Raw genomic sequence first — 26,444 nt, forward strand, 5'->3', positions numbered from 1 at the left:
CGATGACACACCGCAGGATTACGCAGACACGGACCGCCCTCGGGCTTGCACTGACGGCCGCGCTGATCGTGCCCGCCGGCTGCGGTGTCGTGTATAACAGCCCGACCGTCAGCCGTGCCGCCGGCGCGGGAATGGATGTGCGCACCATCGAGCTGACGCCGGAAACAGTCCTGCTGGCCAACCGCAGCCCGTACAGCCCGCGCAGCCTGCCGCGCGAGTTCTCCACCGTCGCATCGGCGCGTCAGGGGCGGGGCCTCGCGACGCTTCCCGAGGCGCCAGAGACACCGGACCGCCGCCCGCGGCGACTCGATCTGCGCCTGCCGCCGGAGATCGCGCCGTCTCCCTACCGCATCGGCGTCGGCGACGTGGTGCTGCTCGCCACCAAGGAGAACGGCACCTCGGTCGAACGGCTCAGCGGCCTGCTCGCGGCACAGACCAAGCGGCAGGGCTACACCGTCTCGGATGACGGCGCGATCTCGATCCCGGATATCGGCGAGGTCGCGATCGCCGGCCTGACCCTCAACGAGGCGCAGGACCGCATCTTCAAATTCCTTCTCGACAATCAGATCGACCCGGCCTTTTCGCTGGAAGTGACCGAGTTCAACTCGCAGCGCGTCACCGTGGGCGGGGCGGTGCGTCAGGCGGCGCGGGTGCCGGTCACGCTGCTTCCGCCGACGCTTGGCGATGCCCTGACGGCCACCGGCGGTGTCGTCGTCAAGGACGAGGAGTTCGCCTCGATCCGGCTCTATCGCGACGATACGCTGTATCAGATCCCCTACGAGGATTACCTGGCGCGGCCCGCCCTGCGCGAACTGCCGCTCAGGGACGGCGACGCGGTGTTCGTCGATACCGCCTACGATCTCGACCGTGCCTTCGAATTCTATCGGCAGGAGGTGGACGTGATCCGCCTGCGCAGCGAGGCGCGGCGGGATGTTCTCGATGCGATGCGCACCGAGTTCGAGATGCGCCGCGGCGTGCTGGACGAACGCCGCGCCAATTTCCGCGCGCGCCAGGAATTCGGGGCCGAGCCGCGCGACCATGTCTACCTCGCGGGCGAGGTGGACAGCCAGGCCCGCGTGCCGCTGCCCTACGAGCAGCGGGCCAGCCTCGCCGATGTGCTCTACGGCGAGGGCGGCTTTCCGACGCGGACGGGGAACCCCGCCAACATCTACGTCCTGCGCCCGTCGACGGACCCGGCCGAATTCGGGGCGGTGACCGCCTGGCATCTGAACGCGCGCCACGGCGCGAACCTGACACTTGCCACCCGGTTCGAGATGCGCCCCGACGACATCGTCTTCGTCGAGGAACAGCCGATCACCAAGTGGAACCGCGTGATCCAGCAATTCGTGCCGTCGCTCCTGACCACACCGGCCAATCTCGCCGCAAATTAAGGCAACCTGGCAGCGAAACGCACCGCGCACGGCATCGGGGAAGGGCCATCCTGCCCGTCCGTCCGTGGCTGCCTGTCGGGAAATACGAAAATTTGGAAAAATCTCTTTACCAATTTCGGATTCTCTTTAGACTTGGCCCCGTTCGGAGGAGACTGCAATCGGCAGGTGGTCAACACCTGCCACAAGGGAGGAAGCATGACTGACAAACTCATTTCCCGCCGCTCGGCACTGACCGGAATCGCGACCGCCGGCGCCGGCACGCTTGCCGCACCGGCCATCGCCACGGCGCAGGGCCAGACAACAACGTGGAAGATCCAGACATCCTGGCCCGGAGGCATCGGGCTCAGGATCTTCGAGGAGTGGGCCAATTCGATTGTCGAGAAGACCGGCGGCGAGCTGGCCTTCGAGCCGTTCGGCGCCAAGGATGTCGTGGGCGACTTTCAGCTTTACGACGCGGTCAAGAATGGCGTCCTGCAGGCGGTGAACCCGTTCACCATCTATGCGCAGGGCATCATCCCGGCGGCGATGTTCCTGACGAGCTATCCGCTCGGTCTGCGCAACCCGCATGAATTCGACGTGTTCTATTACGGGCTTGGTGGTCTCGAGATGGCACGCGACCTCTACGCCAAGCAGGGCATGTATTTTGTCGGGCCGATCCACCATGGCCCCAACATCATCCACTCCAAGGTGCCGATCCGGTCGGTCGACGATTTCGCGGGCCGCAAGATGCGCGCGCCCGGCGGCATGGTCGCGGAACTGTTCTCGGCGCTCGGTGCCAAGACAACGCTCCTGCCGGGTTCGGAAATCTTTCCGGCGCTGGAAAAGGGCACCATCGACGTGGCCGACTATGTCGGGCCGGCGGTCAACTATGCCCTCGGCTTCAGCCAGGTGACCGACTATATCTCGATGGGCCCGCCGGGCTTCATGTCGGTCTATCAACCGGTCGACCTGATGGACCTGACCGTTGGCATGGACGCGTGGAACGCGCTCAGCCCCGAGATGCAACAATTCGTCGAGATGGAGGTGCACAGCTATTCCGACATGCACCACGCGGCGATCCAGAAGGCCGATCAGGAGGCCTGGGCAAAGTTCACGGCCGACGGCACCGAGGTCACCCGCCTGAGCCAGACCGATGTCGAGATCATGACCGAGGTCGCGGTGCCGATCTGGTACAAATACGCCAACCAGGACAAGGACGCGGCGCGCGTGTTCAAGACGCAACTGGATTACATGATGTCCGGTTCGCTGGGATACGTGACACCCGAGATGATCGAGGGCCAGGAGCTCAAGCTCTGAACCCGACGATGCTTTCCTGACACGCCGCGCCCCCGGACAGACCCGGGGGCGCGGTCATGATGCGACCTTGCGCACGGACCCAACTTCATGCCCAGCATAAGCTTCATCCTGCCCCATTGGCTCTATTGGGGCGGCCTCATCGTTTTCCCGCTTGTCGCCATGATCATGGCGCGGCGCGGCTCGATCCGCAGCTATTCGCTCCCCATCGGTTACATGATCCTTGTGACCGGCGGCATTCTGGGGCTGCACAGGCTCTATCTGCGTAATCTCTGGGGGCTGCTCTACCTGCTGCTGTTCTTCACCATCCTGTTTGCCAACGCACAGGGCCGCGACGCCCGCGAGCTTCACTCGGACGCGTCCAATACGGTGGCGAGCGCCGAGCGGGTGATCGACCGGCTGGCGCCAAAGGTCGCCGGGGCCGACGACAAGATCGCCGACTTGCGCACGCAACTCGGCGAGGCCGAGGAGGGCAGCTTTGCCGAGATACGCGCCGAGCGGATGCTTGAAAAGGCAATCACCGGCCTCGAAGAGGATTCGGCGCGCCTCGAACAGGCCCGCGCCGATCTGGAAGAGGCACGGCCCCGTCTTGCCGACGCGCAGGCGGGTCGCGATCTGTGGTCCAACGTGGCCTTTGGCGCGTTTCTGGCGATCTGTGCGTTCATGGCGGTCGATGCCGTCCTGCTCCCCGCGATGGTGCGAAACGCCAGGGCGCGGCTCGAGGCCGCGCAGGCGGACGCATCGTCAAGCCTTGTGGCCGCGGCGGACACCACCGGGGCGGCACCCGACGCGCTCGAGGTCGAGGAGGCTCATGGTGACATGGCCCATATCGGCACCGGCTGGACCGGGGCGATCGACCGGCTGTCCTACTACGCCGGCGAATTCGTCAGCTACTGGGCGGTGATCGCCGTGTTCTGCTACTATTTCGAGGTGGTCGCGCGTTATGTCTTCAACTCGCCCACGATCTGGGTGCACGAGGGCATGTTCCTGATGTTCGGCATGCAATATCTGATCGCGGGCGCCTATGCGGCCCTGACCGACGCCCATGTCAAGGTCGATGTCTTCTATGCCGAATGGTCGCCCCGCCGAAAGGCGGTCGTGGACCTGCTGACCTCGATCTTCTTCTTCATTTTCGCCGGCACACTGCTCGCGACGGGATGGATCTTCGCGATGGACGCCACCCGCGTCGGCGAGGTTTCCTTCTCGGAGTGGAAAATCGCCTACTGGCCCTTCAAATGGGCCATCGCCATCGGCGCGGTGCTGCTGATCCTTCAGGGGATCGCCAAACTCGCCCGCGACGTGGCCATCCTGCGCAACAGCCTGAAGGAAGCGTAATCCATGGGTATCGAAATGGAAATCGGCTGGCTGACGCTGCTGATGTTCGGCAGCCTGATGGTGCTGCTCATGGCCGGGCTGCCGCTGGCCTTCGTCACCGGCGGGCTGGCCTGCGTGTTCCTGTTCATCCTTGGTGACGGTCAGACGCTCAACATCGTGCCGAGCCGCATCTTCCCGCTGATGACGAACTATCAGCTATCGGCGATTCCGCTGTTCATCTTCCTCGCCGCGATGCTCGAACGTGCCGGGATCATCAACGAGATGTTCGACGTCATCTACAAGCTGCTGGGCGGCGTGAAGGGCGGGCTGGCGTCGGCCACGATCATCGCCTCGACGATCCTCGCGGCGATGGTCGGCGTGATCGGGGCGGCGGTGGTGACCATGGGCATCATCGCCCTGCCTGCCATGCTCAAGCGGCACTACAACCCCAAGATCGCCATGGGATCGATCATGGCCGGCGGCACGCTTGGGATTCTCATCCCGCCCTCGATCCTCGCGATCATCTACGCGGTGGTGGCCGAGCAGTCGGTGGGCGAATTGTTCATCGGGGCGGTTCTGCCGGGCCTGCTGCTGTCGGGGATGTACATCGCCTATGTCAGCATCGTGTGTCTGATCGACCCGTCCAAGGGCCCGCCGATCCCCGTCGAAGACCGTGTCAGCCCGGCCGAAAAGCTGCGCCTTCTGGGCAACATGGCCGCACCGCTCTCGCTCATCGTGGTGGTGCTCGGCGTGATCTTCTCGGGCGTCGCCACCCCGGTGGAGGCTGCGGGCATCGGCACGTTCGGCGCTTTCATCGTGGCCGCGATTCACCGCAAGCTCGACTGGCCCACCGTGCGCGAGGCCTGCATGACCACGCTCAAGGCCAGCGCCATGGTGATCTGGATCATGTTCGGCGCAACGATCTTCGTCGGGCTCTACGTGCTCGAAGGCGGGCAGGAGTTCGTCGAGCAGACGATGACGGGATTCGGCCTCGGGCCGTGGGGCATCCTGATCCTCATGCAGGTGATCCTGATCGCGCTCGGCATGTTCCTCGACTGGGTCGGTATCCTGCTGCTGGCGGTGCCGATTTTCGTGCCGATCGTCAAGGCGCTGGGCGCGCAGGCTTTCGGTCTGGGCTCCGAGGGCGATCTGGTGCTGTGGTTCGGGGTGCTCTACCTCGTCAACATGCAGATGAGCTTTCTGTCACCGCCCTTCGGCTATGCGCTCTTTTACCTGCGCGGTGTGGCTCCGCCGGAAATCCCGATGAGCGACATTTTCAAGTCGGCGCTGCCGTTCCTGTTCCTGCAGGTGGTCGGGCTGACCCTGTGCATGCTGTTCCCGCAGATCATCACATGGTTACCGGACATCGTTTACGGCTGACGCGACCTTCGACCGGCGCGTCGCGGCAAAAACAAAAAGGGCGGCCCCGACGGCCGCCCTTTGCATTTTTGTCTGCCGGTCATGACAGGGTGCGGGTCACTTCCTCGCGCTCGAATATCTCGATCACGTCACCCGGCCGGATGTCCTCGTAATTCTCGAACGCCATGCCGCACTCCTGGCCCGAGATGACCTCCGAGACCTCGTCCTTGAACCGCTTCAGCGTCTTGAGCGTGCCCTCATGGATCACCACGTCGTCGCGCAGCAGACGCACCCCGGCGGACCGGCGCGCAATGCCCTCGGTAACGAGACAACCCGCCACCTTGCCCACATTCGAGACCTTGAAGACCTCGCGAATCTCGGCATAGCCGATGAACTTCTCGCGAATCTCGGCGCCCAACAGGCCACTCGCCGCCGCCTTCACGTCGTCCACCAGGTCGTAGATCACCGAATAATAGCGGATTTCCACGCCTTTCTGGTTGGCACTGTTGCGCGCGGGGGCATTGGCCCGGACGTTGAAGCCCAGAACCGGCGCGCCCGAGGCTTCGGCCAGCCCGATATCTGACTCGGTGATCGCACCGACACCCGAGTGCAGCACGCGCACGCGCACCTCCTCGTTGCCGATCTTCTCCATCGCCTGCACGATCGCCTCGGCAGAGCCCTGAACGTCGGCCTTGACCACGATGGGAAGCTCCTTGACGCTCTCGTCCTCCTTGGCCTTGGCCAGAAGCTGTTCGAGCGAGGTCCCCGCCCCGGCGGCGGCACGCTTTTCCTTGGCGGCGTCGGCACGGTATTCGGCGATCTCGCGGGCCTGCCCCTCGGCCTCGACGACGTTGAGCACGTCGCCCGCCTCGGGTGTCCCGTTGAGTCCCAGCACCTCGACCGGCACCGACGGCCCGGCTTCCTTGACCCGCTCGCCGCGGTCGTTGATCAGCGCACGGACCTTGCCGTACTGCTCGCCGACGACAAAGATATCGCCCTGCCGCAGCGTGCCCTTCTGCACCAGAACCGTTGCCACCGGACCACGGCCAACGTCAAGCTGCGCCTCGATCACCGCGCCTTCGGCGGCACGGTCGGGATTGGCCTTGAGTTCGAGAATCTCGGCCTGAAGCGCGATCGCCTCAAGAAGCTCGTCGAGCCCCTGCCCGGTCACGGCCGACACCTCGACATCCTGCACGTCGCCCGACATCGCCTCGACCACGACCTCCTGCCGCAGCAGATCGGCGCGCACCCTGTCGGGGTCGGCGGCGGGCAGATCGACCTTGTTGATCGCCACGATCATCGGCACCTGCGCCGCCTTGGCGTGGTTGATCGCCTCGATGGTCTGCGGCATCACCGCGTCATCGGCGGCCACCACCAGCACCACGATATCCGTGACCTGCGCGCCCCGCGACCGCATCGAGGTAAAGGCGGCGTGTCCCGGCGTGTCGAGGAAGCTGAGCACCGCACCGCTGTCGGTCGTGACCTGATAAGCCCCGATATGCTGGGTGATGCCGCCAGCCTCGCCCGCGACGACCTTGGCGTCGCGAATGGCATCCAGAAGCGAGGTCTTGCCGTGATCGACATGGCCCATGATGGTGATGACAGGCGGGCGCGGCTTGAGCTCTTCGGGCTTGTCATCGACCTGTGCGATCACGTCCTCCACGTCAGAGTCGCTCACGCGCACCACGCGGTGGCCAAACTCCTCGATGATGAGCTCGGCGGTGTCGGCGTCGACCGACTGGTTCTGCGTGACCATCATGCCGTTCTGCATCAGCGCCTTGACCACGTCGCCGACGCGCTCGGCCATGCGGCCCGCCAGCTCCGAGACAACGATCGTCTCGGGCAGTTGCACATCGCGCACGACCTTTTCGCGCTCCTGCGTGCCGCCCATGGCCTTTTGCCGGGCGCGCTCCTGCTTGCGCTTCATCGCGGCCATGCTCTTTTGCCGGCCACCCTCGCCACCCGAAAGTGCCTGGTTTAGGGTCAGCTTGCCCGCGCGGCGACCGTCCTCGCCGCCACGGCCCTTGCCACGGCGGTTGCTCTTGTCATCGTCGTCACGCTTGCGCGCCGCGGGGGCTGATTTTGCCGGGGCCTGCTTGGCCGGGGCCGGGGTCTGGACCGGCTCGGGCGAGGCGGCGGCGGCGGGCTTGGCACCCTCTTCCTCTGCCTCGCGCTTGCGGCGCGCCTCGTCCTCGGTCTTCTGGCGGGCGCGCTCCTCGGCCTCGCGCTGCTCGCGCTCGCGGGCCTCGGCCTCGTCGCGTCGGCGCTGGCGCTCTTCCTCACGCGCCTTTTCCTCGGCCTCGCGGCGGGCCGCGTCGTCGGCCTCGCGGGCCTTGGCGGCGGCGAGCGCCTTCAGGCGGCGCTCAAGCTCAGCCTCCGAGACCCCGGCGGGGCGCTTGGCACCCCCGCTTCCCCCGGCAGACGACTTGCCGGACATGCCAGCGCCCGGCGCGGCACCCGGCTTGGGCACGACGACACGCTTGCGCTTGGTTTCCACCACGACGTTCTTTGTGCGCCCGTGGCTGAAGCTTTGCTTCACGTTCCCCGCACGGGGACCGCCACGCACACCCAGAGGTTTCTTTCCGTCGTTGTCGCTCATAATGCTCTTACTTTCCTTTCCGGCGCGCAGTCCCGCCGTCCGAGACGCGCAGACCTTTCAGTCTTGCCGCCTCCTCTACAACACGTTGCGCCAAACCTCCATAGCCCAGCACGGCATGGATCGTCGTTTGGCGGCTGAAAGCCTGTCCAAGCTCGTCTGAAGTGAGCCAGCCGATATAGGTCGCGCCCTCGGGGGTGCTCAAGCCCGACTTGCCGCGCTCCGAGCCGTCGCTCGCCTGCAACAGGGCGCGCACGTCACCGCGGTTCAGCCGGTCCTTGACCTTCTCGTACCCGGCCACGGCACCGCCACCCTTGCGCGCGAGGCTCACGAGATTGATAACCCGCCGCGCGATGAGGTCCTCGACCATCGCGGCAAGATCCTCGGGCACGGTCACCTGCTGCCGCGCCGCCCGGGCGAAGAGCCCCTTCTTTGCCGCGCGGTCGATGGCGGTTCGGTCCGGTATAACGTAGATGCCGCGTCCCGGCAGCTTGCCCGCCACATCGGGCACCACCGCGCCATCGGGCCCGACCACGAACCGCACGAGCGACGCCTTCGGGCGCACCTCACCCGTTGCGATGCACTTGCGTTCCGGACCGTCCGCGCGATCCTTGGGTTGCCCACCGCGACCCATGACTGACCCCGGGGCCTGAGCGATCAGGCCCCGGTCTCCTCTTCTTCTTCGCCGGTCTCGCCGGCTTCGTCCGCCTGCGGCACGAGATCGTCGGGATCGACCCAGCCAAGCATGACCCGCGCGGTCATCACCATGTCCTGCGCCTCTTCCAGCGCCACGTCGAACGGCTCCAGTATCCCGTCATCCTTGACGCGCACGCCCTCGTCCGAGGTCCAGCCACCGGCCAGTTCCCAGTCGGCGCAGGTGGCGAAATCCTCCAGCGTCTTCACATCGTCCTGCGCCAGCGCCAGCACCATCTGCGGGCTCAGCCCCTCAAAGCCGATGAGGCTGTCCTCGGCACCCAGCGCACGGGCCTTTTCCAGCGCCTCGGCGGCCTGTGCCTCAAGCACATCGCGCGCCCGCGCCTGAAGCTCGCCGGCGGTGTCGTCGTCCACCCCGTCGATGGTCAGCAGCTCGTCCACCTCGACATAGGCGACCTCTTCCAGCGTGGTAAAGCCCTCGGCCACCAGCAGTTGCGCAAAGAACTCGTCGAGGTCGAGCGCGTCCATGAACAGCTTGGTGCGCTCCTCGAAATCCTTCTGACGCCGCTCGCTGTCCTGCGCCTCGGTCATGATGTCGATATCGAGCCCGGTAAGCTGCGAGGCAAGCCGCACGTTCTGCCCGCGCCGCCCGATGGCAAGGCTGAGCTGATCCTCCGGCACCACCACCTCGATGCGCTGCGCATCCTCGTCGATCACCACCTTGCTGACCTCGGCGGGCTGCAGCGCGTTGACGAGGAACGTCGCCTGATCCTCGTTCCACGGGATGATGTCGATCTTCTCGCCCTGAAGCTCGTTGACCACGGCCTGCACGCGGCTGCCGCGCATGCCGACGCAGGCCCCGACCGGATCGATCGACCCGTCATAGCTGATCACCGCGATCTTGGCGCGGCTGCCGGGATCGCGGGCCACGGCCTTGATGTCGATGATGCCGTCATAGATCTCCGGCACCTCCATCTTGAACAGCTCGGCCATGAACTCGGGTGCCGTGCGGCTGAGGAATATCTGCGGGCCGCGCTGCTCGCGGCGCACGTCCTTGACATAGGCACGGATGCGCTCGCCGGGACGATAGGCCTCGCGGCCAATCTTTTCGTTGCGGCGCAGCATCGCCTCGCCATAGCCCTGAAGCTCGACGACGACATTGCCGTATTCCTCGCGCTTGACGACACCGTTGATGATCGTGCCGGCGCGGTCCTTGAACGCCTCGTATTGCCGGTCGCGCTCGGCCTCGCGCACCTTCTGCAGGATCACCTGCTTGGCGCTCTGCGCCGCGATCCGGCCCATCTCCACCGGCGGCACCGCCTCGTGAAACTCGTCGCCCGCCTGCGGTTCGCCCGCCTCGGCGGGGTCGATCCGCACACCGTCGCGCAGCCAGAATTCGTCACGCCCTGCCGCCGCGGGGACGAAATACGCCCTTGCCTGCTCGGGGGTGAACTCGGCTTGGTAATTCTCCAGCTCCTCCTCGTCGACCACGGTGCGCACGCGGGTAAACGCCGCGCGCCCGGTCTTGCGGTCGATCCTGACATGGATGTCCATCTCCGCGCCATAGCGGCTCTTGGCGGCCCGCGAGAGGCTCTCTTCCATCGCGTCGATCACCAGACCGGGGTCGATCATCTTCTCGCGCGCCACCGCTTCCGCGGTCTGCAGGAGCTCCAGTTGGTTGGCCGATGTGATTGCCATGACTTCAGTCCTCCTCGGAACCGCTCTCGGTTTCTATCTCGTCAAAATTCGTCTCGTCGATCACACCCGCCGCCTTGCGCGCGCGCAGCATCTCGCGAATCAGCTCATCGGTCAGCACCAGCTTGGCATCGCTCAGCCAGTCGAACTGCAGGCCGATCGTGCCCTCGGCGACATTGAGCATCACCTCGTCGCCCTCGATCCCGGCCAGCACGCCCTTGAACCGTTTGCGCCCGTCGATCGGTTCGGCGGTCTCGAGCTTGGCCTCATGGCCCTCGAACTCCTCGAAATCCTTGAGCCGCGTCAGCGGTCGGTCGATGCCGGGGCTCGACACCTCAAGGGTGTAGGCGTCGATGATCGGGTCCTCCACGTCGAGAACCGCGCTCACCGCCGTACTGATCTCGCCGCATTCATCCACCTCGATCCCACCCTCGGGCCGGTCGGCCATGATCTGCAAGAGTTGCGTCTTGCCGCCCATCAGGCGCACGCGCACAAGCTCGAATCCCATATCCTCGATCACCGGTGTGATGATCTCGGCGAGCCTGCGGTCGATTGCTGCCTTGGCGATGAGGTCGTTGGTCATTGATCCAAACACAAAAAAACGGGCGCGCGGCCCGTTGTCTTCCCCGGTGGGACCGGCGGGAGGCCCGCGGTGCCGCTGTTGAGGGCGATATATGCGCCTGCCGCACGGTTTGCAAGCGAGGATTTTCGCCGGGGTCCGTGCGTTACAAATCGCCCCAGCCCGCCGACTGCATCTCGCGCAGTCGGCTCGCCGTGCGCCCGAACTCGAACGATCCCTCGCCCTCGACATAGAGGTACTCCGGCTCCGCCGCCGCAAGGCAGATGAGCCGCACCCGCGCCTCGTAGAGCGCGTCGATCAAGGTGACAAACCGCCTGGCCTCGTTGAAATTGGCGCGGCCCATCTGCGGCACGTTCTCCAGCACCAGCAGCCGCACCGCCTGCGCCAGCGCAAGGTAATCCGCCGGGCCCAGCGCCCGGCCGCACAGGTCATAGAACGTGGCCCGCGCGACACCGTTGTGAAACGCCGGGATCGTCACCTCGCGCTTGTTGACGATGATATCGTGCGGCGCGGCGCGGCCCCCGGTCAGATCCTGCCAGATCGTCTCGATCCCGGCGCGGTTCTCCGGTGTCACCGGCGTGAAATAGGTGCCGCTCCCTGCCAGCCGATCCTGCCGGAAATCGCGCGGCCCGGCCATTTCGCGCACCACCATCCGCTCCTTTACCAGCGCGATGAACGGCAGGAAGAGCTGCCGGTTGAGCCCGTTCTCATATAGGTCGTCGGGCACCCGGTTGGAGGTCGTCACCACCACCACCCCCGCCTCGAACAGCGCGGTAAACAGCCGACCGACGATCATCGCATCGGTGATGTCGCTGATCTGCATCTCGTCAAAGGCCAGAAGCCGCACCGCGCGCGCCACCTCCGCCGCCACCGGCGCCAGCGCATCCGATTCGCCCCGCGCCCGTGCAGCATGGAGCCCGGCATGGATCTCCTGCATGAAGGCATGGAAATGCACCCGCCGCTTCGGCACGTCGATGCTGTCGGCAAACATGTCCATCAGCATCGACTTGCCGCGCCCGACCCCGCCCCAGAGATAGAGCCCCTTCGGTGGCTCGGGCGCGCGCCGGAACCAGCCGCGCCGCTGTGGCGCGGCCAGCGCGGCCCGGATCCGCTCGAATTCCGGCAGGATCGCCTCCTGCGCCGGATCGCGGCTCAGCGTGCCCTCGGCGACGAGACGCTCGTAAATGTCGGGCAAGGCTTCCATCAGATGGCCAATCGCGGTCCGGGGATCAGTATCGGTCCGCCAGCCGCGCCATCACGCGGACAAGCTCGGCGCTGATCCCCGGCTCCGACAGGGCGTGCCCGGCCATCGGCACCATCCGCAGATCGCAGGACGGCCAGCGCGCGGCCAGCCGGTGCGCGGCGGCGGGCGGGCAGATCATGTCATAGCGGCCCTGCACGATGGTGCCGGGCACCTGCGCGATGCGGTGCATGTGATCGAGGATATGCCCGTCCCGCCCGAGAAATCCGCCATTCATGAAATAGTGATTCTCCAGCCGCGCAAAGGCGCGGGCGTAATCGGCGGGCGCTTCGCCGCCGGTGCCGGTGGAATGAACCGTGGCCAGCGCGTTCTCCCAGGCCGACCACGCCTTGGAATGGGCAATCTCCTCGGCGATGTCCCCGGAAAACAGCCGCTTGTGATAGGCGGCAATCAGGTCGCCGCGCTCTTCCTCGGGGATGAGCGCGACAAACCGCGCCCATGTCTCCGGCCAGAACGCCGCCGCCCCTCCGCCATAGAACCAGTCGAGCTCGGCCTGCGTCATGGTAAACACACCGCGCAATACGAGGTGCCGCGCGTGATCGGGGTGCGTCTGCGCGTAGATCAGCGCCAGCGTCGCCCCCCAGCTTCCGCCGAACACGATCCAGGCGTCGATGCCCAGCGCCGCGCGGATACGCTCGATATCGGCCACCAGGTGCCATGTGGTGTTGGCCTCGATACTCGCATGGGGCTTCGAGCGGCCACAGCCACGCTGATCGAACAGCACCGTGCGATACACTTGCGGGTCGAAATAGCGCCGCATCGCCGGGCTCGATCCGCCCCCCGGCCCGCCATGCAGCACCACCACCGGCACGCCGTCGGCGCGGCCCGACTGCTCGACATAAAGAGCGTGGCCGTCGCCCACGTCCAGCATCCTCCGGTCATAAGGCTCGACCGGCGGATAGAGGTATTGCACTGCGCTCTTATGGCTCGCGACTCTGTCCATTCCCGTCCTATATACCGCGCATGTCCCATTGAGCCACAGGGAGACGGGAATGCAAACCGCCCAGAGCACGATCGACCCCACCGAAGTCGCGAAATTCGAGGCGATGGCCGCCGAATGGTGGGATCCGAACGGCAAGTTCAAGCCGCTGCACATGCTCAACCCCTGCCGACTCGACTATATCACCACCCAGATCGCCGCCGAGTTCGACCGCGACCTGACCGGCGAGGCCCCGTTTCAGGGGCTCCGCCTGCTCGATATCGGCTGCGGCGGGGGATTGCTGAGCGAGCCGATGGCCCGGCTCGGGGCAGATGTGGTCGGGGCCGACGCCGCCCCGCGCAACATCCCCGTGGCGCAGGTCCATGCAGCGCAATCCGGCCTCGACATCGACTATCGCCATACCACCGCCGAGGACCTCGCCGCCGCGGGCGAGCGTTTCGACGCGGTGCTCAACATGGAGGTGGTCGAGCATGTCCCCGATCCGCTCGCCTATCTCACCGCCTGCCACGCCCTGCTGCGCCCTGGCGGGCTGCACATCTGCTCCACCATCAACCGCAACCCCAAGAGTTTCGCCATGGCCATCGTCGGGGCCGAATACGTCATGCGATGGCTGCCCAAAGGCACCCATGAATGGTCGAAATTCATTACCCCGGACGAGCTTATTGCCCTGCTCGGGCAGGCAGGGCTCGACCCGGTGGATCGCAAGGGCTTCTTGTTCAACCCGGTGACGTGGCAATGGCGGCTCTCCGACCGTGACCTGAGCGTGAATTACGTGACCACGAGCCTGCGCCCGGCCTGAGCATTACCGGTCCCACAGGGCCTTTTCGCCCATCCCGGCGACGAACGCCTCATGCGCCGCGCGCTCGGCGTCGGTCAGCCGCGGGGGCAGCGGCTCCGGGCGCGCGCCCGGACGCCAGCCCGCGTCCCGGTTGCCTGCCGGTCCATACCCCGAGACGCCCGGCCCCGCGCCGAGCGCGAAATCCGGCTGCCGCCCGCCGATCAGCTCCAGATACACCTCCGCGAGGATCTCGGAATCGAGCAGCGCGCCATGCAGCGTGCGGGCTGCGTTATCGATCCCGAAACGGCGGCACAGCGCATCGAGCGATGCCGGGGCGCCGGGATACTTCCTGCGTGCGATCGCCAGCGTGTCGATGGCGCGCTCCATCGGAAGCGGCGCGAGGCTGCACGATTTGAGCTCCCAGTTGAGGAATTTCATGTCGAAGCCCGCGTTGTGGATCACCAGCCTGGAATCTCCCACGAACGCGATGAACTGCGCGCCTATATCGGTGAAAAGCGGCTTGTCGCGCAGGAAATCATCACCCAGACCGTGGACGGCAAAGGCCTCTTCCGGCATCGGGCGCGCAGGGTTGATATATTGATGATATGTGCGGCCCGTCGGCATGTGATTATAGAGCTCCACCGCCCCGATCTCGACCACGCGGTGGCCGTCGGCGGGCTCCAGTCCCGTGGTCTCGGTATCGAGGACGATCTCACGCATCGCTCTGCCCTTCCCTGATCTTCGCCAGTATCTCGCGCACCTGCGCACGCGCATGGTCCACCGTGTCGGTCTCTATCACGTAATCGGCGCGCGCCCGCTTCTCGGCATCCGGCACCTGCCGGGCCATAATCGTCTCGAAATCCGCGGCACTCATCGTGCCCCGCGCCAGAACCCGCTCGCGCTGCACCCCGGGCGCCACGCTCACCACGGCCACGGCATCGAGGGCGCCCTCGCCATCGGTCTCGTAGAGCAGCGGGATGTCCAGAACGGTTACATCCGCCTCCTGCCCCTCGACAAAATCCGCCCGGTCCTGCGCCACCAACGGATGGATAATCGCCTCGATCCGCGCAAGCGCCCCGGGATCACCGGCGATGATTGCCCGCAGCCGCCCGCGATCCACCGCGCCATCCACCACCGCCTCGGGAAATGCCTCGGCAATGGGTGCCACACCGGCACCGCCCCGCGCGTATAGCCGATGCACCGCCGCATCCGCATCCCACACCGCACAGCCTTCTTCGGCAAAGAGCCGCGCCGTGGTCGATTTCCCCATCCCGATAGAGCCCGTCAGCCCGAGCCGGAAGGTCATCGCAGCGCCGCCGCGCGGGTGCCTGCGTCCACCTCCGGCCGTGTGCCAAACCACCGCTCAAACGCGGGCACCGCCTGATGAAGCAGCATGCCGAGGCCATCCACCGTCACGCACCCCGCCTTTTCCGCCTCGATCAAAAGCCGCGTCTGAAGCGGCGCATAAACCAGATCGGTCACCACCGCCCCCTTGCGCAGCCCGTCGAGCGGCACGCGAAGCGGCGGGTTGCCCACCATTCCGAGCGATGTCGTGTTCACCACGGTCACCGACTCTTCCAGCATGTTGCCCGCCTGTACCCAGTCGATCACCGTCACCCGGCGGCCGAATTGGCTCTGCAATGCCTCGGCCCGGACCCGCGTGCGATTGGATAACAGGATCTCCGGCACGCCCAGATCCAGCAGCGCCGCGATCACCGCCCGCGCGGCACCGCCCGCGCCCAGCACCGCGGCGGGCCCGCTTTCCGGGGCCCAGCCCGGCGCATTCTGGCGCAGGTTCTCGGTAAAGCCATAACCATCGGTATTGTCGGCCTGTATCTGCCCGTCATGGCGGAATACGAGCGTATTGGCCGCGCCGATGATGGTCGCGCGATCGGTCACCGTATCGGCCAGTTCCAGCGCCTTTTCCTTGTGCGGCACCGTGATGTTGACCCCGCGAAAGCCCATCTTGGGAAGGCTGCGCAACACCGTCTCCAGATCGGCCTCGGACACGTCCATCGGGATGTAATAACCCGAAATTCCCAGCGTCTTCAGCCAATGGGTATGAAGCTGCGGCGAGCGTGAATGCGCCACCGGCGATCCGATGACACCGGCGAGGGGGATACGGTCCTGGCTCATCCTGGCAAGTCTCCACGCAACGTCAGAAAGGCCAGCAGATCGAGGAGCGGCAGGCCCAGCACGGTAAAATAATCGCCTTCCACCCCGGAAAACAAGCGCACACCCTCGGCCTCCAGCTTGTAAGCCCCCACACAGTCGGCAACATTGGGCCAGTTCCGCTCAAGATAGCCATCGAGCCAGGCGTCGGAAAAGTCGCGTACCCGCATACGCGCACGCCCGACATGCCGCCAGACCGGCGCGCCGTCCTCGCAGATCACGGCCGCCGACAGCAGGTCATGCGCCTGTCCCCGCATCCCGCGAAGCTGCGCGCGCGCGTCATCGATGTCCGCGGGCTTCGAGAGGAGCCGCCCGCCAAGGTTCAGCACCTGGTCACAACCCAGCACCATCCGCCCGGGCATCTTCTGGCTCACCCGCCGCGCCTTGGTTTCGGCCAGCGCGTCGGCAATGTCGCGCGGCGCGGTGCCTTCGGCCAGCAGCGAATCGCGCAGCGCTGCCTCGTCCACCCGCGCGGGGCTGACGACGACCCGAAGCCCGGCATTCTCCAGCAATGTGCGCCGGATCGCCGAGCCGGAGGCGAGGACAAGGTCGAAAGTCATGGGGATAACCTGATGACAAAACCGGGGAGGGATCAACCCCGTGCCGCAGGTGTCCGGTCCGTCCCGGTGGCGCGCACCGGTTCACCGCTTCGGTCAACAGCTTCTCCCGCTCTGGAAAAGGATGGAATCGGCGTGTGGGTAACAGGGTGTTCGGCGGTTTTCCACAGGCAGGCAGGGCTTATCCGTAACGTGAGGTGTCTTTTAACATACTGAATTAATGTTATAAATTCTAAATCCTCTGGATACCTCGCGGATATCCGAACGACAGTACACAACCTTGTCCACTTGTGGACAGACCGGATGACAACGGGATAATCCACATCAAGGGTCAGGCCCATCAACATCATCATTCTCTTTAAATTTCTTTATTTTTAGAAAACCAGGCTTGCCATCACCGGCGCTTGACGTCTTGGCGTGTGATGCCTATGACTGCCCACGCTACCGTCCGGTGGTTCTGAAATCCCCTTATCCCCGTTCCTGGCCCATCCGGGTCCCTGCGCCAATCGAGGCCCGCCATGTCCGAAGACCGTCTCAACCTCGCAGATCTCAAGGCGATGACCGCCAAGGATCTGCTCGACATCGCCGAAGAGCTTGAGATCGAAAACGCCTCGACCATGCGCAAGGGCGAGATGATGTTCTCGATCCTCAAGGAGCGCGCGGAAGAAGGCTGGGTGATCTTCGGCGACGGCGTCCTCGAGGTCTTGCAGGACGGGTTTGGCTTCCTGCGCTCGCTCGAGGCCAATTACCTCCCGGGCCCGGATGACATCTACGTCTCGCCCGACATGATCCGCCAGTTCTCGCTGCGCACCGGTGACACGATCGAGGGCGAGATTCGCCAGCCGGACGATACCGAACGTTATTTCGCGCTCACCTCGGTCAGCCAGATCAATTTTCAGGACCCGGAGAGCGCCCGTCACAAGATCGCCTTTGAAAACCTCACGCCGCTCTACCCCGATGAGCGGTTGCGCATGGAAATCGAGGATCCCACGGTCAAGGATCGCTCGGCCCGGCTCATCGATCTTGTGGCGCCCATTGGCAAGGGTCAGCGATCTCTGATCGTGGCACCGCCGCGCACCGGCAAGACGGTGCTGCTGCAGAACATCGCCAACAGTATCGCGCACAACCACCCGGAGTGCTACCTCATCGTGTTGCTGATCGACGAGCGGCCGGAGGAAGTCACCGACATGCAGCGCTCGGTCAAGGGCGAGGTCATCAGTTCCACCTTCGACGAACCCGCGACTCGCCATGTCGCCGTCTCGGACATGGTCATCGAAAAGGCCAAGCGCCTTGTCGAGCACAAGCGTGATGTGGTGATCCTGCTCGATTCGATCACCCGACTGGGCCGCGCCTTCAACACGGTGGTGCCGTCCTCGGGCAAGGTGCTGACCGGCGGGGTCGATGCCAATGCGTTGCAGCGGCCCAAGCGGTTCTTCGGGGCGGCGCGCAACATCGAGGAGGGCGGCTCGCTCACCATCGTGTCCACCGCGCTGATCGAGACCGGCAGCCGCATGGACGAGGTGATCTTCGAGGAATTCAAGGGCACCGGCAATTCCGAGATCGTGCTCGACCGCAAGGTCGCCGACAAGCGCGTGTTCCCGGCCATCGACATCCTCAAGTCCGGTACCCGCAAGGAAGAGCTTCTCGTCGACAAGCTGGAGCTGCAAAAGACCTTTGTCCTGCGGCGCATCCTCAACCCGATGGGGACGACGGATGCGGTGGAATTCCTGCTGGGCAAGCTCAAGCAGACCAAGACGAATGCCGAGTTCTTCGATTCGATGAATACCTGAGCGCGGGCGCGCCGTCGCGATGGAGACGATCTTCGCCCTCTCCACATCTCCCGGCAAGGCCGGGGTCGCGGTCATCCGTGTTTCCGGTGCCGAGGTATCCGCGGCTGCAACCGCGCTCTGCGGGGGCCTTCCTGCCCCGCGACGGGCGAGCCTGCGCGTGTTGCGCGATCGCAATGGCGCGCGGCTCGACGAGGCGGTGGTGCTCTACTTCCCCGAGGGTGCGAGCTTTACCGGCGAGCCGGTGATCGAATTTCAGACGCATGGCAGCCCGGCGGTCATTACCGCGCTTCTGCGCCAATTGGGCAATCTGCCTGGTCTGCGCGCCGCCGATCCCGGGGAATTCACCCGCCGCGCGCTCGCCAACGGGCGGCTGGACCTCACGCAGGTCGAGGCGTTGGCCGACCTTCTGGACTCCGAGACCGAGGCGCAGCGGCGTCAGGCGATGCGCGTGTTCTCCGGTTCGCTTGGCAGGAAATGCGGTGAGTGGCGGGCGGCGCTTGTGCGTGCTCTCGCCCTGCTGGAAGTAACGATCGACTTTGCCGACGAGGAGGTGCCCGTCGATGTTTTCCCCGAGGTGCGCGCGGCGCTCACCTCGGTCAAATCCGGGCTTGAGGCGGAGATCTCGGGGTTTGCCGTGGCCGAACGTATCCGCTCCGGCTTCGAGGTGGCGATCCTCGGGGCGCCCAATGCGGGCAAGTCCACCCTGCTCAACACGCTTGCCGGGCGCGAGGCGGCGATCACCTCCGAACATGCCGGCACCACCCGCGATGTGATCGAGGTGCGGATGGATCTGGCTGGCCTGCCGGTTACACTTCTCGATACCGCCGGCCTGCGCGAGACCGATGACGCGGTGGAATCCATCGGGATTACCCGCGCCCGTGACCGCGCCGCCGCCGCCGACCTGCGGGTGTTCCTCGATGACGGCAGTCAGGAGTTTTCCGATCTTCGACAGCACGACGATATCACGGTGCGCGCCAAAGCGGACCTTTCTCCGGTCGATGCCGAGGGCGTGTCGGGCCTGACGGGACTGGGGACGGATCGACTGGTCGCGCGCATCGCCGAGACGCTTGGATCGCGGGCGCAGGGCGGTGGAATGGCTATCCGTGCGCGCCACGAGGCGGCGATGCGCAGCGGCAGCGCGTCGCTTGATGCTGCGCTTCAGGCGCTTGACGGCGGCGAGGCGGCGACGGATATCGCGGCCGAAGAGGTCCACGCCGTTGTCCGGGCGCTCGATTCTCTGGTAGGACGCATCGGTGTGGAGACGGTGCTGGGCGAAATTTTCGCCAGCTTCTGCCTTGGCAAGTAGGGGGTGTTTCACGTGAAACAATTCGATGTGCTGGTCATCGGTGGCGGTCATGCCGGCGCGGACGCTGCCGCCGCCGCCGCCCGGATGGGCGCGCGCACGGCGCTCGTCACCCTGTCGCGCGACGGCATCGGGGTCATGTCCTGCAACCCTGCGATCGGGGGCCTGGGCAAGGGCCATCTCGTGCGCGAGATCGACGCGCTCGACGGGGTGATGGGCCGCGTCGCGGATCGCGCCGGCATTCAGTTCCGGCTGCTCAACCGCCGCAAGGGCCCCGCCGTGCAGGGCCCGCGTGCCCAGGCAGACCGCCGCATCTACCGCGAGGAGATGCAGAAGGCACTCGCCGCACAGCCGAATCTGGCCATCATCGAGGGCGAGGCCGCCGATTTCCGCATGACCGGCGATACCGTCACCGGCGTGATTCTCGCCGATGGCAGCGAGATCGCCGCGCGCGCCGTGATTCTCACCACCGGCACCTTTTTGCGCGGCGTCATCCATATCGGCGATGTGTCGCGTCCCGGCGGCCGCATGGGCGATCCGCCCAGCCTCCGCCTCGCGCAGCGCATCGACAGCTTCGGCTTGCCCCTCGGGCGCCTCAAGACCGGCACGCCGCCGCGTCTCGACGGGCGCAGCATCGCATGGGATGGCCTCGACATGCAGCCCCCGGATGACGACCCGGTGATGTTTTCCTTCCTGTCCACCGCGCCCGTCGCGCGGCAGGTGTCCTGCGGCATTACCCACACCAATGCCCGCACCCACGACATCATTCGCGACAATCTCGGCCGGTCGGCCATGTATGGCGGTCATATCGACGGTATCGGCCCCCGCTACTGTCCCTCCATCGAGGACAAGATCGTTCGCTTTGCCGACAAGCCGTCGCACCAGATTTTCCTCGAACCGGAGAGTCTTTCCGATTCGGTAATTTACCCGAACGGTATTTCCACTTCGTTACCGCTTGAGGTGCAGGAGGCGTATGTGCGCTCCATCGCCGGTCTTGAAAACGCCGACATCCTGCAACCCGGCTATGCCATCGAATACGATTACGTCGATCCCCGCGCGCTCGACCACCGCCTTGCCCTGCGCGACGTGCCGGGGCTCTTTCTCGCCGGGCAGATCAACGGCACCACCGGCTACGAAGAGGCCGCCGCACAGGGGCTCGTCGCCGGGCTCAACGCTGCGCGCCATGCTGCCGGCGCGGCGCCCGTCACGTTCAGCCGCACCGACAGCTATATCGGCGTGATGATCGACGATCTCACCACCCGCGGCGTGACCGAGCCCTATCGCATGTTCACCTCCCGCGCCGAATTCCGCCTGTCGCTGCGCGCCGACAACGCCGACCAGCGGCTGACGCCCCTCGGGATCGCGACGGGATGCGTCGGCGAAGAGCGACAGCGCGCCTTCGAGGACAAGATAGACCGGATCGCCGCCGCCCGCGGTCTGCTCGACGCGGCAAATTACACGCCGCGTGACCTTGCCGCCGCCGGAATCGCCGTCAATCAGGACGGCACGCGCCGCAACGGAATGCAGGTTCTCGCCTTTCCCGGCACCGAATTGGCCGATCTCGTTTCGCTCACCCCGGCGCTCGCCGACGTCGCGTCGGACATCGCCGCGCAGCTCAAGAAGGACGCGACCTACGCCAATTACATCGCCCGGCAGGCCCGCGATGTCGAGATGCTCCGCCGGGACGAGGGCGTGGCAATCCCGGAGGCGTTCGATTACGCGGGCATCGACGGATTGTCCAATGAACTCAAGGCCAAGCTTGCCGCCGCCAAACCGGAAACGCTGGCGCAGGCGGCGCGGATCGACGGGATGACCCCCGCCGCGCTCGCGCTGATCCTCATCTGCCTGCGCCGGGGCGAGCGGGCGCAGAGCGCATGATCCTCCGGGATGTTTCACGTGAAACAAAGGAGCGGCTAGACCTCTACGCCACGCTCATCGAGAAATGGAATCCGCGGATCAACCTCGTCTCGCGCGCCTCCCTTCCCAATCTGCACACACGCCATTTCGCGGATTCCGCGCAGCTTCACGCGCTCGCTCCGCATCCCGTTTCCCATTGGGCCGATCTCGGCTCCGGCGGCGGCTTTCCGGGGCTCGTGATCGCTATCCTCGCGCAGGATACGGAATCGCCCGCCCGCGTCACCCTCGTGGAATCCGACGCGCGCAAATCCGCCTTTCTGCGCACGGTGATTCGCGAAACCGGCCTCGCCGCCACCGTCATCACTGATCGCATCGAGTCGACCGCGCCGCTCCAGGCGGACGTGCTCAGCGCCCGCGCCCTTGCCGATCTTGCCACGCTCATGGGTCATGCCGAGCGCCATCTCGCCCCCGGCGGCACCGCGCTCTTCCCCAAGGGCGCAACATGGCGCCAGGAGATCGCGGAGGCGCAAAGCAAGTGGCAATTCACGTCCCGTGTTGATAAAAGCAGGACAGACCCCGACGCTGTCATTCTGCACGTCACAGGAGTATCCCGTGCCTGACCCGAGCCTGACCACCGCCCCCCGCATCATCGCGGTCGCCAATCAGAAGGGCGGCGTGGGCAAGACCACGACCACCATCAATCTCGGCGCCGCGCTCGCGGATTCCGGCGCGCGTGTGCTGATCGTCGATCTCGACCCGCAGGGCAATGCCTCCACCGGGCTCGGGATCGAGGCCGGGGCGCGCGATATCACCACCTACGATTTCCTGCTCGAAGAGGCCCCGCTCGACACGGCGGTGCAGCCCACGTCGCAGGACCGGCTGTCGATCATCCCCGCGACGGTTGATCTTTCCTCGGCGGATATCGAGCTTTTCTCCAATGAAAAGCGCAGCTTCCTGCTCCATGATGCGTTGCGCCAGCCGGCGATGGGGGCGCTCGCGCCCGATTACGTGCTGATCGACTGCCCGCCCTCGCTCAGTCTTCTGACGATCAACGCGATGGTTGCCGCGCACTCGGTGCTGATCCCGCTGCAGGCCGAGTTCTTTGCGCTCGAGGGGCTGTCGCAATTGATGCTCACGATCCGCGAGGTGCGGCATAGCGCCAATCCCGATCTGCGCATCGAGGGCGTGCTGCTGACCATGGTGGACGGGCGCAACAACCTGTCGGCGCAGGTCGAGGCCGACGCCCGCGACACTTTGGGCGATCTCGTCTTTGCCACGCGCATCCCCCGCAACGTCCGGGTGAGCGAGGCCCCGTCCTACGCCATGCCGGTCCTGACCTACGATACCGCGTCCAAGGGGGCGCAGGCCTACCGCGATCTCGCGGGCGAGATCATCCGGCGGCACGCCCGCGTCGCGGCATAACAAAAAGGAGACGAGGCGGTGAGCACGAAGAAATCCCAGCAACGCGGCCTCGGGCGTGGGCTGTCGGCCCTGATGGCCGATGTCCGCGAGACCACCGAGAGCGCCGAGAGCCAGCCGCCGCAGCCCGACATGCGCGTGCCGGTGGAAAAGGTCCACCCCAACCCGGACCAGCCGCGCCGCCATTTCGACGCCGATGCGCTGGCCGATCTGGCGCGCTCGATCGGTGAAAAGGGCATCATTCAGCCCCTGATCGTGCGCGAGAGCCCGGCCACCCCCGGCGAATACGAGATCGTCGCCGGCGAACGCCGCTGGCGTGCCGCGCAGATGGCCAAGCTGCACGAGGTGCCGGTGCTGCTGCGCGACTTCTCGGATATCGAGGTGCTCGAAGTCGCGATCATCGAGAACATCCAGCGCGCCGATCTCAACCCGGTCGAGGAGGCGGCGGGCTACAGCCAGTTGATGACCAAGTTCGGCCATACCCAGGAAAAGCTCGCTGATGTCCTCGGCAAGAGCCGCAGCCACATCGCCAACGCCGTGCGCCTGCTCAACCTCCCCGAGGAGGTGCAGGAGCATCTGCGCGAGGGGCGCCTGTCGGCGGGCCACGCGCGCGCCCTCATCACCGCGCCGGATGCCGCGGCGCTCGCCCGCAAGATCATCCAGAAGGGCCTGTCGGTGCGCGAGACAGAAAAGCTCGCCAAGGCCGGCCCCGAGACGGGAAAGCCCGCCAGGAGCGCCAAGGCGGGCGGCAAGCCGGAAAAGGACGCCGACACCAAGGCGCTGGAATCCGACCTCTCGGCGGCCTTGTCGATGAAGGTGCAGATCGACCATACGCCGGGGCAGGAGGGCGGCGCGCTCACCATCCGCTACACGTCGCTCGACGATCTTGATCGGCTGATGGGCCTGCTCAGCGCCTGACCGCTCAGGTCAGCAGCTCCCGCAGAACCGCGTTGAGCACCGGTCGCCCCGCCCCGGTGACGCGCAGCCGCGTGCCCGCCATCTCCACCATCCCGATCTCTTCCAGATGGCGCAACCGCCCGGCATCGAGCGGGGTGCCCGACAGCGCCGCGTGTCGCGCCATGTCGATCCCCTCACTCAGCCGCAGCCCCATCAGCAAGTGCTCGGTAGCCTGTTCCTCCCGGCTCAGCGCGTCCCGCAGGCTCTCGCCGGTCCCCTGCGCCACCGCGTTCAGCCATTTGCCGGGCGCGCGCCACGCCTCGGTGGCGTGCCGCTGCCCGCCGATGGTCAGCCGCCCATGCGCGCCGGGACCGACGCCGACGTAATCGCCATAGCGCCAATAAAGCCTGTTGTGCCGCGAGTCCGCCCCCGGTCTGGCATGGTTGGAGACTTCATAGGCCGCCATTCCCGCCGCGCCGCAGATCTCCTGCGTCGCCTCGTACATGTCCGCGGCCAGATCCTCGTTGGGCAGCCCGCGCAGCTTTCCGGCGGCATACCGCTCGCCAAACGCCGTGCCCCCCTCGATGGTGAGCTGATAGAGCGACAGGTGATCCACCGCCAGATCGAGCGCGCGGCGCAACTCGTCCCGCCACGCGTCAAGCGTCTGATCCTGCCGAGCATAAATCAGGTCAAAGCTCGTCCGATCAAAGAACTTTCTTGCAATTTCATAGGCTTGCATCGCCTCCGCCGCGCTGTGCAACCGCCCCAAACGCCGCAGATCGGTGTCGTTCAGCGCCTGCACCCCCAGCGACACCCGGTTCACCCCGGCGTGGGCATAGGCGGCAAAGCGCCCGGCCTCCACCGATGTGGGGTTTGCTTCCAGCGTGATTTCGAGGTCATTGGCCACCGGCCACGCGGCCCGCGCCGCGTCGATCACCGCGGCCACGGTTTCGGGGTCCATCAGGCTCGGCGTGCCGCCCCCGAAAAAGATCGAACCCAGCACACGATTCGGCACCAACCCGGCATAAAAGGCGATTTCCCGCAGGTAGGCGTCGCGCCAGCGCGCGTGGTCGATCACCTGCGCGACGTGGCTGTTGAAATCGCAATAGGGGCATTTCGCCTGACAGAACGGCCAGTGCACGTAGAGGCCAAAGCCCCCTTCTTGCCAGTCCTCAGCCAAAGGCACCGTCGATCATCTTGGTAAAGGCGTCGGCGCGGTGGCTGATCCGGTTCTTTTCCCAGCGATCCATCTCAGCAAAGGTCACGTCGTGCCCCGCGGGCTGGAAGATCGGGTCATAGCCATGCCCCTGCGCCCCGCGCATCGGCCAGACGATCCACCCCTCGACGGTGCCCTCGAACACCTCGTCATGCCCATCGGGCCAGGCCAGCACCAGCGTACAGCAGAACCGCGCCGTCCACGGTTGCGGCGCGCCGCTCTCGCGGAGCCGGTCATGCGCCTTGCCCATCGCCAGGATGAAGTCGCGACCAGAGCCTGTTTCGGCCCAATCCGCCGTATAGACCCCCGGTGCGCCGTCCAGCGCGTCGATCGCGATACCGGAATCGTCGGCCAGCGCCGGCAGGCCCGTGGCCTGCGCCGCCGCGTGCGCCTTGATCCGCGCGTTGCCGGCAAAACTGGTCTCGGTCTCCTCCGGCTCCGGCAGCCCACGCTCGCCCGCGCCGATCACCCGCACGCCATACGGTTCCAGAAGATGCGCGATCTCCTCAAGCTTGCCCGCGTTATGCGTCGCCACCAGGAGCGTGTCGCCATCGAGTTTACGCACCGGTCGCCTCGCGCTGTCGTGCCGCCAGCTCTCCGACACCCTTCGCCGCGAGGTCGAGCAGCGTACCCATCTCGTCGCGGCTGAAGGTGGCGCCCTCGGCGCTCATCTGCACCTCGATGAGCCGCCCCGCGCCGGTCATGATGAAATTGCCGTCGACACCCGCCGCGCTGTCCTCGGGGTAATCGAGATCGAGCACCGGCTGCCCGGCATAGATGCCGCAGGACACCGCCGTCACCGGGTCGGGCAGCGGGTCGCTCACGATGTCGCCCGCGGCCATCAGCTTGCCCACCGCCAGCCGAAGCGCCACCCAGCCGCCGGTGATCGCGGCGCAGCGCGTCCCACCATCGGCCTGGATCACATCGCAATCCACCGTAATCTGCCGCTCGCCCAGCGCCACCCGGTCGGTCCCGGCGCGCAACGCGCGGCCGATCAGCCGCTGGATTTCCACCGTGCGCCCGCCCTGCTTGCCCACCGCCGCCTCGCGCCGCATCCGGCTCCCGGTCGAGCGCGGCAGCATTCCGTACTCGGCGGTGACCCAGCCAAGCCCCGTCCCCTTGACAAAGGGCGGCACCCGGTCCTCGATCGTCGCGGTGCACAACACATGCGTGTCGCCCATCTTCACGAGGCAAGACCCCTCGGCATGTTTCAGAACGCCCGTTTCGATTGAAACGGGCCGCATTTCACTTAAATCTCTGCCGGAAGGCCGCATTTCTGTCCCCTTCGTGATGTTGGCCTCGGCATATATGGGAGCGGTCCGCGATGGCAACCCCGATTGACCTTTGCGCCATCCCGTCTTTAATGCCTGTT

General features: G+C 66.0%; 24 protein-coding genes. 11 read left to right on the plus strand and 13 right to left on the minus strand.

All coding sequences use genetic code 11. The annotated features are described in order from the left end of the window. Positions 1-2 precede the first annotated feature (2 nt). From ACFFU4_RS04920 to ACFFU4_RS04935, 4 genes are all read left to right on the plus strand, one after another. Positions 3-1,391 (plus strand): polysaccharide biosynthesis/export family protein, encoded by a 1,389-nt coding sequence (locus ACFFU4_RS04920; protein WP_377067640.1) that lies wholly within the window; start codon positions 3-5, stop codon positions 1,389-1,391. 195 nt (positions 1,392-1,586) lie between these two features. Then, positions 1,587-2,687 carry a TRAP transporter substrate-binding protein DctP gene (dctP, locus tag ACFFU4_RS04925; RefSeq protein ID WP_377067642.1) on the plus strand — a complete coding sequence of 367 codons (1,101 nt, stop codon included), beginning with the start codon at positions 1,587-1,589 and terminating at the stop codon, positions 2,685-2,687. Between the two features lie 87 nt (positions 2,688-2,774). Then, the gene (locus tag ACFFU4_RS04930) at positions 2,775-4,019 is read left to right on the plus strand and encodes a TRAP transporter small permease subunit (protein ID WP_377067644.1); all 1,245 of its coding nucleotides are present in this window, start codon (positions 2,775-2,777) and stop codon (positions 4,017-4,019) included. A gap of 3 nt (positions 4,020-4,022) precedes the next feature. After that, the gene (locus tag ACFFU4_RS04935; RefSeq protein WP_377067646.1) at positions 4,023-5,378 is read left to right on the plus strand and encodes a TRAP transporter large permease; all 1,356 of its coding nucleotides are present in this window, start codon (positions 4,023-4,025) and stop codon (positions 5,376-5,378) included. Between the two features lie 79 nt (positions 5,379-5,457). Here ACFFU4_RS04935 and infB read toward each other — a convergent pair whose 3' ends face one another. From infB to pip, 6 genes are all read right to left on the minus strand, one after another. Further along, positions 5,458-7,956 carry a translation initiation factor IF-2 gene (gene infB, locus ACFFU4_RS04940; protein WP_377067648.1) on the minus strand — a complete coding sequence of 833 codons (2,499 nt, stop codon included), beginning with the start codon at positions 7,954-7,956 and terminating at the stop codon, positions 5,458-5,460. A gap of 7 nt (positions 7,957-7,963) precedes the next feature. Beyond that, complete coding sequence (locus tag ACFFU4_RS04945) at positions 7,964-8,587, minus strand: RNA-binding protein (protein WP_377067650.1); 624 nt, start codon at positions 8,585-8,587, stop codon at positions 7,964-7,966. Between the two features lie 23 nt (positions 8,588-8,610). Further along, positions 8,611-10,305 (minus strand): transcription termination factor NusA, encoded by a 1,695-nt coding sequence (nusA, locus tag ACFFU4_RS04950; RefSeq protein ID WP_377067652.1) that lies wholly within the window; start codon positions 10,303-10,305, stop codon positions 8,611-8,613. A 4-nt stretch (positions 10,306-10,309) separates the two neighbouring features. Next, a complete protein-coding gene (rimP, locus tag ACFFU4_RS04955; RefSeq protein WP_377067654.1) occupies positions 10,310-10,885 on the minus strand; it encodes a ribosome maturation factor RimP in 576 nt (191 codons plus the stop codon). Between the two features lie 142 nt (positions 10,886-11,027). After that, positions 11,028-12,086 (minus strand): cell division protein ZapE, encoded by a 1,059-nt coding sequence (gene zapE / locus ACFFU4_RS04960; RefSeq protein WP_377067656.1) that lies wholly within the window; start codon positions 12,084-12,086, stop codon positions 11,028-11,030. 25 nt (positions 12,087-12,111) lie between these two features. Next, a complete protein-coding gene (gene pip, locus ACFFU4_RS04965; protein ID WP_377067658.1) occupies positions 12,112-13,086 on the minus strand; it encodes a prolyl aminopeptidase in 975 nt (324 codons plus the stop codon). Between the two features lie 49 nt (positions 13,087-13,135). Here pip and ubiG point away from each other — a divergent pair, with 49 nt between their 5' ends. Then, a complete protein-coding gene (gene ubiG / locus ACFFU4_RS04970) occupies positions 13,136-13,882 on the plus strand; it encodes a bifunctional 2-polyprenyl-6-hydroxyphenol methylase/3-demethylubiquinol 3-O-methyltransferase UbiG (RefSeq protein WP_377067660.1) in 747 nt (248 codons plus the stop codon). Between the two features lie 3 nt (positions 13,883-13,885). Here the strand turns inward: ubiG and dnaQ are convergent, their stop codons facing one another. Genes dnaQ through ACFFU4_RS04990 form a run of 4 tightly spaced genes read right to left on the minus strand, consistent with a single transcriptional unit; the run spans position 13,886 to position 16,593 of the window. Further along, positions 13,886-14,581 carry a DNA polymerase III subunit epsilon gene (gene dnaQ / locus ACFFU4_RS04975; protein ID WP_377067662.1) on the minus strand — a complete coding sequence of 232 codons (696 nt, stop codon included), beginning with the start codon at positions 14,579-14,581 and terminating at the stop codon, positions 13,886-13,888. Beyond that, a complete protein-coding gene (coaE, locus tag ACFFU4_RS04980) occupies positions 14,574-15,167 on the minus strand; it encodes a dephospho-CoA kinase (protein ID WP_377067664.1) in 594 nt (197 codons plus the stop codon). Before coaE ends, dnaQ begins: the two co-directional genes overlap by 8 nt. After that, positions 15,164-15,997 carry a shikimate dehydrogenase gene (locus ACFFU4_RS04985; RefSeq protein WP_377067666.1) on the minus strand — a complete coding sequence of 278 codons (834 nt, stop codon included), beginning with the start codon at positions 15,995-15,997 and terminating at the stop codon, positions 15,164-15,166. Before ACFFU4_RS04985 ends, coaE begins: the two co-directional genes overlap by 4 nt. Next, positions 15,994-16,593 carry a Maf family protein gene (locus tag ACFFU4_RS04990; RefSeq protein WP_377067668.1) on the minus strand — a complete coding sequence of 200 codons (600 nt, stop codon included), beginning with the start codon at positions 16,591-16,593 and terminating at the stop codon, positions 15,994-15,996. Before ACFFU4_RS04990 ends, ACFFU4_RS04985 begins: the two co-directional genes overlap by 4 nt. Before the next feature lie 515 nt (positions 16,594-17,108). Here ACFFU4_RS04990 and rho point away from each other — a divergent pair. From rho to ACFFU4_RS05020, 6 genes are all read left to right on the plus strand, one after another. Next, a complete protein-coding gene (rho, locus tag ACFFU4_RS04995; protein WP_377067670.1) occupies positions 17,109-18,380 on the plus strand; it encodes a transcription termination factor Rho in 1,272 nt (423 codons plus the stop codon). A 19-nt stretch (positions 18,381-18,399) separates the two neighbouring features. After that, the gene (gene mnmE / locus ACFFU4_RS05000; RefSeq protein ID WP_377067672.1) at positions 18,400-19,686 is read left to right on the plus strand and encodes a tRNA uridine-5-carboxymethylaminomethyl(34) synthesis GTPase MnmE; all 1,287 of its coding nucleotides are present in this window, start codon (positions 18,400-18,402) and stop codon (positions 19,684-19,686) included. Positions 19,687-19,689: 3 nt separating this feature from the next. Next, positions 19,690-21,561: a tRNA uridine-5-carboxymethylaminomethyl(34) synthesis enzyme MnmG gene (mnmG, locus tag ACFFU4_RS05005; protein ID WP_377067674.1), complete on the plus strand. Its 1,872-nt coding sequence runs from the start codon at positions 19,690-19,692 to the stop codon at positions 21,559-21,561. Further along, positions 21,558-22,160 carry a 16S rRNA (guanine(527)-N(7))-methyltransferase RsmG gene (rsmG, locus tag ACFFU4_RS05010; protein ID WP_377067676.1) on the plus strand — a complete coding sequence of 201 codons (603 nt, stop codon included), beginning with the start codon at positions 21,558-21,560 and terminating at the stop codon, positions 22,158-22,160. The genes mnmG and rsmG overlap by 4 nt, the downstream gene beginning before the upstream one ends. Beyond that, a complete protein-coding gene (locus ACFFU4_RS05015) occupies positions 22,153-22,962 on the plus strand; it encodes a ParA family protein (protein ID WP_377067678.1) in 810 nt (269 codons plus the stop codon). The genes rsmG and ACFFU4_RS05015 overlap by 8 nt, the downstream gene beginning before the upstream one ends. A gap of 72 nt (positions 22,963-23,034) precedes the next feature. Then, positions 23,035-23,877, plus strand: coding sequence for a ParB/RepB/Spo0J family partition protein (locus ACFFU4_RS05020; RefSeq protein WP_377067823.1), 843 nt, complete (start codon positions 23,035-23,037; stop codon positions 23,875-23,877). A 4-nt stretch (positions 23,878-23,881) separates the two neighbouring features. On the opposite strand, the gene hemW is transcribed toward ACFFU4_RS05020, so the two are convergent. The 3 genes from hemW to rph are packed head-to-tail and all read right to left on the minus strand — an operon-like array spanning position 23,882 to position 26,346. Then, the gene (gene hemW / locus ACFFU4_RS05025; protein ID WP_377067825.1) at positions 23,882-25,036 is read right to left on the minus strand and encodes a radical SAM family heme chaperone HemW; all 1,155 of its coding nucleotides are present in this window, start codon (positions 25,034-25,036) and stop codon (positions 23,882-23,884) included. Further along, the gene (gene rdgB / locus ACFFU4_RS05030; RefSeq protein ID WP_377067680.1) at positions 25,029-25,637 is read right to left on the minus strand and encodes an RdgB/HAM1 family non-canonical purine NTP pyrophosphatase; all 609 of its coding nucleotides are present in this window, start codon (positions 25,635-25,637) and stop codon (positions 25,029-25,031) included. Before rdgB ends, hemW begins: the two co-directional genes overlap by 8 nt. Further along, positions 25,630-26,346, minus strand: a complete 717-nt coding sequence (gene rph, locus ACFFU4_RS05035) for a ribonuclease PH (protein ID WP_377067682.1) — start codon at positions 26,344-26,346, stop codon at positions 25,630-25,632. The genes rdgB and rph overlap by 8 nt, the downstream gene beginning before the upstream one ends. Positions 26,347-26,444: the final 98 nt, after the last annotated feature.

The organism is Roseovarius ramblicola (assembly GCF_042430665.1).
GTDB lineage: Bacteria > Pseudomonadota > Alphaproteobacteria > Rhodobacterales > Rhodobacteraceae > Roseovarius > Roseovarius ramblicola.

Bases quoted from the DNA above. Each gene is read 5' to 3' on its own strand.
- ACFFU4_RS04920 (WP_377067640.1), top strand. From the start codon at position 3: ATGACACACCGCAGGATTACGCAGACACGGACCGCCCTCGGGCTTGCA.
- dctP (WP_377067642.1), top strand. From the start codon at position 1,587: ATGACTGACAAACTCATTTCCCGCCGCTCGGCACTGACCGGAATCGCG.
- ACFFU4_RS04930 (WP_377067644.1), top strand. From the start codon at position 2,775: ATGCCCAGCATAAGCTTCATCCTGCCCCATTGGCTCTATTGGGGCGGC.
- ACFFU4_RS04935 (WP_377067646.1), top strand. From the start codon at position 4,023: ATGGGTATCGAAATGGAAATCGGCTGGCTGACGCTGCTGATGTTCGGC.
- infB (WP_377067648.1), bottom strand. From the start codon at position 7,956: ATGAGCGACAACGACGGAAAGAAACCTCTGGGTGTGCGTGGCGGTCCC.
- ACFFU4_RS04945 (WP_377067650.1), bottom strand. From the start codon at position 8,587: ATGGGTCGCGGTGGGCAACCCAAGGATCGCGCGGACGGTCCGGAACGC.
- nusA (WP_377067652.1), bottom strand. From the start codon at position 10,305: ATGGCAATCACATCGGCCAACCAACTGGAGCTCCTGCAGACCGCGGAA.
- rimP (WP_377067654.1), bottom strand. From the start codon at position 10,885: ATGACCAACGACCTCATCGCCAAGGCAGCAATCGACCGCAGGCTCGCC.
- zapE (WP_377067656.1), bottom strand. From the start codon at position 12,086: ATGGAAGCCTTGCCCGACATTTACGAGCGTCTCGTCGCCGAGGGCACG.
- pip (WP_377067658.1), bottom strand. From the start codon at position 13,086: ATGGACAGAGTCGCGAGCCATAAGAGCGCAGTGCAATACCTCTATCCG.
- ubiG (WP_377067660.1), top strand. From the start codon at position 13,136: ATGCAAACCGCCCAGAGCACGATCGACCCCACCGAAGTCGCGAAATTC.
- dnaQ (WP_377067662.1), bottom strand. From the start codon at position 14,581: ATGCGTGAGATCGTCCTCGATACCGAGACCACGGGACTGGAGCCCGCC.
- coaE (WP_377067664.1), bottom strand. From the start codon at position 15,167: ATGACCTTCCGGCTCGGGCTGACGGGCTCTATCGGGATGGGGAAATCG.
- ACFFU4_RS04985 (WP_377067666.1), bottom strand. From the start codon at position 15,997: ATGAGCCAGGACCGTATCCCCCTCGCCGGTGTCATCGGATCGCCGGTG.
- ACFFU4_RS04990 (WP_377067668.1), bottom strand. From the start codon at position 16,593: ATGACTTTCGACCTTGTCCTCGCCTCCGGCTCGGCGATCCGGCGCACA.
- rho (WP_377067670.1), top strand. From the start codon at position 17,109: ATGTCCGAAGACCGTCTCAACCTCGCAGATCTCAAGGCGATGACCGCC.
- mnmE (WP_377067672.1), top strand. From the start codon at position 18,400: ATGGAGACGATCTTCGCCCTCTCCACATCTCCCGGCAAGGCCGGGGTC.
- rsmG (WP_377067676.1), top strand. From the start codon at position 21,558: ATGATCCTCCGGGATGTTTCACGTGAAACAAAGGAGCGGCTAGACCTC.
- ACFFU4_RS05020 (WP_377067823.1), top strand. From the start codon at position 23,035: ATGGCCGATGTCCGCGAGACCACCGAGAGCGCCGAGAGCCAGCCGCCG.
- rph (WP_377067682.1), bottom strand. From the start codon at position 26,346: ATGCGGCCTTCCGGCAGAGATTTAAGTGAAATGCGGCCCGTTTCAATC.